At 38.2% G+C, this 2,370-nt stretch carries 2 protein-coding genes; both read right to left on the bottom strand.

Annotated elements, in window-relative coordinates; translation table 11 throughout:
• Positions 1-542, bottom strand: a 542-nt coding sequence (locus tag IDG60_RS11220) for a phage tail domain-containing protein (RefSeq protein ID WP_188016726.1), incomplete at its 3' end; no start/stop codon positions are given.
• On the bottom strand, positions 542-2,370 hold a 1,829-nt coding region (locus IDG60_RS11215), incomplete at its 5' end, for a peptidoglycan DD-metalloendopeptidase family protein (protein WP_206160701.1). The genes IDG60_RS11220 and IDG60_RS11215, both read right to left, overlap by 1 nt.

The raw sequence follows: 2,370 nt of genomic DNA, 5'->3' as shown, positions 1-2,370 counted from the left end.
TCTTCATCATTTTTAGTGATCATAAAGTAACTAGATGGTTTAATTGCTCGGGCTTCAACAATTAAAGGAGTGTCAGCAGTCCCACTATTTACAACTGAAACTTGGTCTGAAATCGCAGTATTTTTATTTCCTGTTACTGAATATTTGTAAGGGTCTGTTAGTACTACTTTGATAGTGAACTTCACTGAACCTCTTGGGTTTTTCGGTAATTTTAATGGTCCATCAAAGTATGCAAACCAATACCAGTTTTGAGATTTGAATTTAAGTTTTTTCGGCTTTAAATTGTCAATATCAAAAAATTCAACTAACTCTTCCAATATATCGTCATGCGTTTTTTGTCCACCTGGCGCCAAGACTTCATTTCTAATTATTAGAGGTAATTCAAATTCGATATCATTTAGATAACGAGCTTTAGCAATAGAACCTGTTCTACCTTTCACACTTTCTTTTTCAGTAACAAAATTAAAAGAGGGTATCTCAAACCCTCTTTGTACAACTAACCATTCAATGGTTTTATTGTCTATTTGAATTGTATCTTGCATTAGATTATCGTGCCTCCTCTTCTAAATCTAACTCTTGTAGATTCGTGACGCTCTCGTTTATCGATAGAATTATTTACCTCATCTTCAAACACATACTTATTAATAACTGGTTCGTAATCCTTATCTGCAATAACTTGATTAGACTCAACCAAACTAACCAAACAATTAATAACCGCATCCAGTTTATTCTCCAATGTATGAATATAGTTTGTATCACTATTACTTATACTTGGATTTGGTAAGTTGTTTGGTCGCTTATTTTTAGAGCGGTTATCAATATCGTTAGCAGCTAAAGCTAATAATTTGTGTGCTTCGTTCGCTCTACTTGGATCAGTAGGTATTATCCACTCTGGATATCCTTCTTCCCCTAAGTGGTACAATCCGTTATAGACTTTGCCACCAGTAGCATATGCGTAATCACCAGCGCGTTTGAACGCAGCTCTCCATGAGCCTGTTCTTGGTACCCATTTACCCACAATATATCTCATAGCCGATATAGCTTGATGAGTTGGGTTGAGAGGATTATTGTAACCCGACTTTGCGTACGCTCTAAATGAAGGATCTATCATTTGGAACATACCTCTTGAAGGTATACCAGCTCTTGCGTTGCTATCCCAATTATTGACTGCATTAGCTGTATAATTGGATTCACGACTCGCAACACGCATCATCTCGTTAGTAATCCAACTCGCCTTATACCTTCCTCCTAAAATATTTTGAGCAGCCTTAATAGCTCGTCTAGCATTAGCTGCACCATTACCACCGGGTGTACTTTTGCCGCCCCCATTATTCTTTCTTAACCACGGTAACGGGTCTCTATGTCTTCCATTCCAACGCATCTCATAATGTAAGTGAGGTCCTGTACTAAACCCCGTATTCCCCGATATACCAACAGTCTGGCCGACCCTAACTTGTTGACCAGTTTTAACTTTATATTTAGATAAATGTGCATAAATAACTTCTAAGGCGCCCTTTACAATTTTCACCCATTTTCCATAACCACCATTATGAAAAGGCATAACTTGTGCTCTACCATTAATGGTTGATGGAACAGGTTCGTAAATGTAATCAAAATCCAGACCTTCATGGAATGGGCGTCCGGTTTCTCGTGTATAAGCAGCAGTGTGACCGTATAAGTAACGTAATTTATTCATATCTAATACACCGCCATCACCCGACTCTGCGAAAGCATCCTCAAGCCACTTGATTGCACTTTTCTTAATCTTAGACCATGCAGCTTTTGTTATATCGCCAGCAATACCCATACCTTTAGTTAGAGAACTGAAATCAACTCCAAACGCTTGAAGTACATAATTTAAAAGTTTGCCTGGATTATCGATAAAGTCCATGACATCACCAACTTTATCGCCAAGCCACTTTGTACCTTTACCTATTTGATCTTTTGTCCAGTTAAATGCCGATGATGCACCGGATTTAATATCTTTCCACATAGTACCTATGCTAAATCTTGGAAGCGTTCCATTTAACATTGAATAAGTTTGTGCGCCGTTATATACTTTTGAACCTTTAGGTAAGTACGCTGTCGTATCTGTATTAGGCGTAAGTACCCGTTTGCCATTAGGGAATTCAATCATTTCATTTCTGAAACCATTCGGACCATTTCCACGTCCTTTATCCCCAACCGTAGCGAACGTATCCCGCGCAATCTTACCGTTCTTAACTAATCTTGTAGTAGTATGCGTATGTTCAGTACCAGTGTGTAACTTCGGTATTTTGTCCATACCCAACTTACCACCGACCCAGTTTAAACCTTCAATTAATTTATTAAGACCTCTTTTAACAGCGTCTACCATACCACCGATATGAT

This window comes from Staphylococcus sp. EG-SA-2, assembly GCF_017152085.1.
The sequence above is the reverse complement of the archived record's forward strand: the minus strand, read 5'-3'. Positions and strand labels throughout refer to the sequence as shown.